The 5,539-nt window shown below is 74.8% G+C and carries 3 protein-coding genes and 1 pseudogene; all 4 read right to left on the reverse strand.

What is annotated here, in order from left to right; translation table 11 throughout:
* Positions 1-1,427, reverse strand: a pseudogene (locus IE287_RS00965) (hypothetical protein); the annotation flags it as partial.
* 74 nt (positions 1,428-1,501) lie between these two features.
* Entirely contained in the window at positions 1,502-3,751 is a 2,250-nt protein-coding gene (locus IE287_RS00970) for a VCBS repeat-containing protein (RefSeq protein WP_189846931.1), read from the reverse strand.
* Positions 3,752-3,883: 132 nt separating this feature from the next.
* Positions 3,884-5,107, reverse strand: a complete 1,224-nt coding sequence (locus tag IE287_RS00975) for an FG-GAP repeat domain-containing protein (RefSeq protein ID WP_229883215.1) — start codon at positions 5,105-5,107, stop codon at positions 3,884-3,886.
* Between the two features lie 148 nt (positions 5,108-5,255).
* Positions 5,256-5,539: FG-GAP repeat domain-containing protein (locus IE287_RS38190; RefSeq protein WP_194690230.1), on the reverse strand; the 284-nt coding region annotated here is incomplete at its 5' end.

Raw genomic sequence — 5,539 nt, forward strand, 5'->3', positions numbered from 1 at the left:
CGCGGCGCACGGCTGAGGGTGAAGGAGCCGGAGCGCTTGACCGGTGCGCCGAATCCGGCGCCCGACTCGGCGGTCGACGTCCAGGTGTAGGCGCCGTTGAAGGCGGCCGTCGTCCCCTTCGGGTCGGAGGCGTTCCCGTCCTCGAACCGGGCGTTCCACTCCCAGCCCATCGGGATGCCGTCGGCGTAGGTGTTGTGCTCGTCCCCGATGCCGGAGTAGCCGTTCTCGACGGCCGTGTAGGTCCTGCCGGTCCGGACGTGGGTGAAGGTGTAACGGAACTTCACGCCCATGTGGTTGTAGTACTGCCGGAACGGCACGCGGTACTTCGTGTCGAGGTCGATCGTCCCGGTCGGCAGCACGGGCTCGCCCACCTCCGCCATCTCGGCCGGAAGACCGCTGTCGGCGAGGAAGGCGGCCCCGGGCGTGCCGTCGGCGGCCAGGGAGACGCGGAAGACGCCGTCGCCGGTGCCGATCTCGCCGCCGGAGACCAGCAGGTCGCCCTCCGGGGTGGGGGCGACGCTCCGGACGTGGTCGAGCAGCCTGGTCGTGGCGCCGGTCTCCGGGTCCACGACGTTCAGGGCGTGCAGCGGAGAGGGGGCGAGCCGCGTGGTGGCGTTCCGGTCGGCGTGGACGAGGCGGTCGCCGAGGAAGGCGACGTGGGGGTGCTCGCCCGCCGGGAAGACCTTCCTCTCGGCCGTGCCCCGGGTGTGGACGACCACGGTCGACCTCTTGGTGGCGGGGTCGTACTCGTGCCACGCGATCCGGGTGTCGGTGGCGGCGATCGAGGTGAACCACGCGGAGGCGAGCGGCGCCGCGTAGTCGTCCTCGACGGCCATCTCGGCGAGGTCGACCGTGCCCCGGTGCCGGACGCCGTCCGCCGCCTCGTAGACGAGGAGCGCGTGCGTGGCGGTGCCCGGCCGCACCCCGACGTCCGTGGCGCCGGCCGGGATGCCGGTGACGGCACGGCTGCCGTGGACGGCGTCGTACGCCCGCAGCCCGCCGGTGCCCAGGGTGGTGAGGAAGACCGAGGAGCCGGCCATCCCGGCACAGTGCTCGCCGCGCTCCAGGGGCACGGTCAGGCCGTCGGCGCCCGTGCCCATGTTCCGCACGGTGGCCTCGGACGACGTGCACTCCAGGAGGTCGTCCCCGACGACGTCCCTCGCCCCTCCGACCGGGGTGCGCTTCCCGGTGTCGTACCGCACCCAGACCCGCTCGCCCCCGGTGTGGTGGTTGGTCGTGCCGAGGAAGCCGGTCGAGCCGGCGGCGAGGGCCGAGAAGTACGGCTCGACCCTCAGCACCCCGTCACGGGCGGAGGGCGCGTCGGCGGCGCCCGCCGAGGGGGCGGCGAGGACGCCGGCGCCGAGGGTGACGGCGAGGACGGTCGTCACGGAGGCGCCGGCGGGACGCCGGGAGGGGCGGAGGTGCATGGAGGGGGTCTTTCTGTGGCGGGAGGGCGGCGGGTGCGCCGCCCTCCTGGTGCGGTCCGGGGCCGGATCCGGGATCAGGCGAAGTGGCCGTAGGCGCGGCCGCCGAGGACGGTGGTCGCCCTGCGGCCCTCGAAGGGCCGGGCGCGGTCGCCGGTGCCGCCGTAGAAGAAGGTCTTCCGCTGCCGGGCGTCCCACGCGAAGAGGTCGTTCCTCCCGTCGTGGTCGGCGTCGCCGCCGCCGGCCAGCGCGGTGTAGGCGCTCCAGCCGCCGCCGACGAGGGTGCGTCCGGTGAAGGTGCCGTCGCCCTTGCCGAGGTACAGCCAGAGGCGGCCGTCCCCGTCGCGGGCGACGAGGTCCCCGGCGGGTGCCCCGGCGACGTCGCCGACGCCGGCGAGCTGGTCGTAGGCGCCCCAGCCGGTGCCGATCCTCCTGCGGGTGTCGAAGGGCCGGGTGGCGCTGCCGGTGGCCCGGTAGAGCCACAGCACGCCCGCCCCGTCGGTGGCGAGGAGGTCGGCGCGGCCGTCGCCGGTGAGGTCCGACCCGCCGGCGATCTCGTCGTAGACCTGCCAGCCGCCGCCGACCGCCTTCCGCGCGCCGGTGCCGCCGCGTCCGTCGCCCGGGTAGTACCAGAGGGTGCCGGTGCGGTCCCGGGCCACCAGGGTCTGCCGGCCGGCGCCCTCGATGCGGTCGTAGGCCTGCCAGCCGCCGCCGATCCGGCGCGTCGGCGCGTTCAGCTCCTGCCGCGGGAGCATGACCGTGCTGTCGGTCCACAGGACGCCGGCGGCGTCCCGGGCGAAGAAGTCCGGGTCGGAGTTGCGGTCGAAGTCGTGCGGGCCCTCGGCGCGTTCGACCGTGAAGGAGCCGGTGACGCGTCCGGCCGGGCCGACGCCGTTGAGCGGGGTGAAGGTGAAGGCGGCCGTGTAGGCGCCCTCGGGGGCGCCGGTCGCGTGCCCGTCGGTGCCGGCGTCGAGGTGGTGCCGCCAGTCGAAGGCGACGGGCTGCCCGGCGCACGGGTCGGCGATGTCGGCGTGCTCGGTGGCGTTCCACGTACGGCGGAGCGTCGCGCCCGAGCTGTGCCGGAGGACGACCTCCACCTTCACGTTGCACCGGTTGAGGGTGAAGGCGAAGCGGGTCGGTGCGCCGCCGGGGACGGCGTCCGGGCGGAGCGTCCCGCCCTGGTGGGGGAGGACGGCGGAGAGGGCGCGCACGGCGGTGGACCCGCCGGTGGTCGCCTCCAGCACGGCCTTCGGCACGCCGTCCGCGCCGAGGACGATCCGGTGGACGCCCTCGCCGCCGTCCCCGGCGGCGAGGCTGCCGCCGCGCAGCACCGGGCTCGGCGGGTTCCGGTCGCCGAAGACCCGCTCGGTCTCGAAGTGGTCGAGGAGGCGGACCGTCGCCCGGTCGCCGGTGAGGCGGCGGGCGTGGAGGGCGTGCAGTGGCGACGGGGTGGTCGCGTCGAGCCCGCCGGGCCTTCCGTACGTCAGCCAGTCGCCGATCAGCTGGACCTGGACGCGCTTGTCGGGGGCGGCGCCGAGCTCCACGTGGGTGGTCGCGTCGCCGGACCGCTCGCGGACGGCCGCCCGGGCGGTGCCGTCCGGCCGGTACTCGACCCAGGCGATGCGGGTGTCGGAGAGCGCGACGGACCCCGGGTCGGCCCCGGCCGGGACGCGGTGGGTGCGGACGACCTCGGCGGCGGCCAGGTCCACGACCGCCCAGACGGCCGCGCCGCCGTCCTCGGTGAGGATCACGGCGTGGGAGTCGGTGACGGCCCGCAGGGTGGGGTGCGCGTGGTTCCCCGGCAGGCCGGAGACCACCCGGACGCCCCCGGCGGTGTAGTGCTTGACGACGGGACCGGTGTGGGCGAGGAGGCCCCCGCCGGCGATGCCCAGCGGGTCGACCGTGTACGTGTGGGCGTCGAGCGGCACGGTGGTGGAGGTGCCCCCGGCCGCGTCGACGAGGAGGACGGACCGCTCGTCGAAGCGGATCACGGCGCCGAGGTCGCCGGAGACGACCGGCAGGGATTCCGTCCCGATCATGTCGTACTCGGTCCGGGCGTTGTCCGCGTACCGCGTCCACGCCAGCCTGCCGAAGGTGGGGTCCTGGTTCCCGTAGGACCTTCCGTCGACCGAGAAGAAGCCCTCCTTCCCGCCGCCGAGGACCCAGTGGCCGGGGGCGAACGCGGCCGGGGCGTCCGCCTCCTGCGCGGCGGACACGGCGGCGGTGGCCGCCGGGGCCCCCGCGAGCGCGCCGGCGCCGAGGGCCGTGGCGAGGACGGCGGCGACGGAGCCGGCGAGGCGGCGGCGGGCCGGGTGCGGAGGCGTCACGTGTGCTCCTCGGAACTGTCCTGGGAAAGGGAGGGGCGGCACGCGTGCCTCGCGTACCGCCCGATGTGACTGCTGATCCCTCTTCAGGGTTGTACGGGAGCGAGGAATCGTTTCCCCTCGCATGACCGCGCGTCAGGCGACGCCGGTGTACTTCGTTCCCTCGCCCGCGTACAGGTTGGTGGTCAGGCGGGTGAAGGCGCCGGAGACCGTGCCGTTCGCCCTGTACACGTACGTGCCGTTCGCGCCGTAGGCGACGAGGTCGGGGCGGCCGTCGCCGTCGACGTCGCCGGCGCCGACGAGCTGGGAGAAGGCCTGCCAGCCGCCGCCGACCCGCATCCGGCCGGTGAAGGTGCCGTCGCCCTTGCCCAGGTACATCCACAGGACGCCGTCCCTGTCGCGGGCGACGAGGTCGCCGCCGGTGCCGCCCGCGATGTTGCCGGTCGCGACGATCTGGTCGTACGCGCCCCAGCCGCTGCCGATCCTCACGCGGCCGGCGAAGGGCCTGGCGGCGTCGCCGGTGCCCCTGTAGGACCACAGGACGCCGGCGGTGTCGGTGGCGAGCAGGTCGGACCGCCCGTCGCCGGTGAGGTCCGAGCCGCCGGTGATCTTGTTGTAGGCCTGCCAGCCGGAGCCGACCCTGGTGCGGAGGGCGAAGGTGTTGTCGCCCTTGCCGAGGTAGTGCCAGAGCACCCCGGTGCCGTCGAGGGCGACGAGGTCGCCGTGGACGCTGCCGGCGATGTTCCCGACGGCCTCGATCTGCTTGTACGTGTTCCACCCGGAGCCGACCACGGACCGCTGGGTGGTCCTGATCTGGCCGCTCACCGGGCGGTTGCGCAGGTCGTGGCGCCACAGCACGCCGGCGCCGTCCCGGGCGAGGACGTCCGTGGAGCCGTTGTTGCCGTAGTCGTGCGGGTTGGCCGCGCGGGTGACGGTCAGCTGCCGGGTCTCCTCGTCGGCGGCCCCGGCCCCGTCGTTCGGCTCGGCCTCGGCGTGGAGGGTCCACGGGCCGTTCGGCACGTCGATGCCGTCGATGAGGCCGTCCCACTCGAAGGAGAAGTTCTCGTCCCCGGAGGGGGAGTGCACGAACTGCCGGTACCACTTGCCGCTGGCCGGGTGGGTGAGCGTGACCGTCAGGTAGGCGTCGGCGCGCGACAGGGTCCAGCTCATCGCCGCCCTCCCGCCGTTCTTGTCGAGGTCGACCGTGGCGGGCACCGCGGACCGCTCGATCGTCACCGGCTCCGCCGCCTCCGCGGAGGCGGCCGGCGCCAGGGCGAGGGTGCCGGCACCGAGCGCCGCGGCGGCGAGGACCGCCGTGACGGCGGTGGCGAGGCGGGTGCCGGCGGTGCGGTGCTGCAAGGGAAACCCCCAGGAGGAAGGACCGGACACGGACGTGCCGTGTCCGGTCAGACTCACGAGGGTTCCGCGGGGTTGTACGGAGGATCCGGAGGGGCGTACGGAGGATCCGGAGGACTCTCCGTCACCCCGCCGCCCACCGTCCCCGGGCTCAGCCGTGGAGGTCGCGGGCCGCGCCCTTGAAGAAGGAGGTGGCCTCGCGGGTCAGGTCGAGCGGGGTGTACCGCTGTCCGGTGCCCTTGAAGACGTAGGTGGTCCTGGTGGCGGGGTCGACGGCGAGGAGGTCGTTCTTCTTGTCGCCGTCGACGTCCCCGGCGCCGACGAGTTCGGAGTAGCGGCCGAAGCCGGCGCCGATGCGGGTGCGTCCGGTGAAGGTGCCGTCGCCCTTGCCGAGGTACATCCAGAGCACGCCGTCCTTGTCGCGCGCCAGGAGGT

The organism is Streptomyces omiyaensis, from assembly GCF_014650895.1.
GTDB classification, from domain to species: domain Bacteria; phylum Actinomycetota; class Actinomycetes; order Streptomycetales; family Streptomycetaceae; genus Streptomyces; species Streptomyces omiyaensis.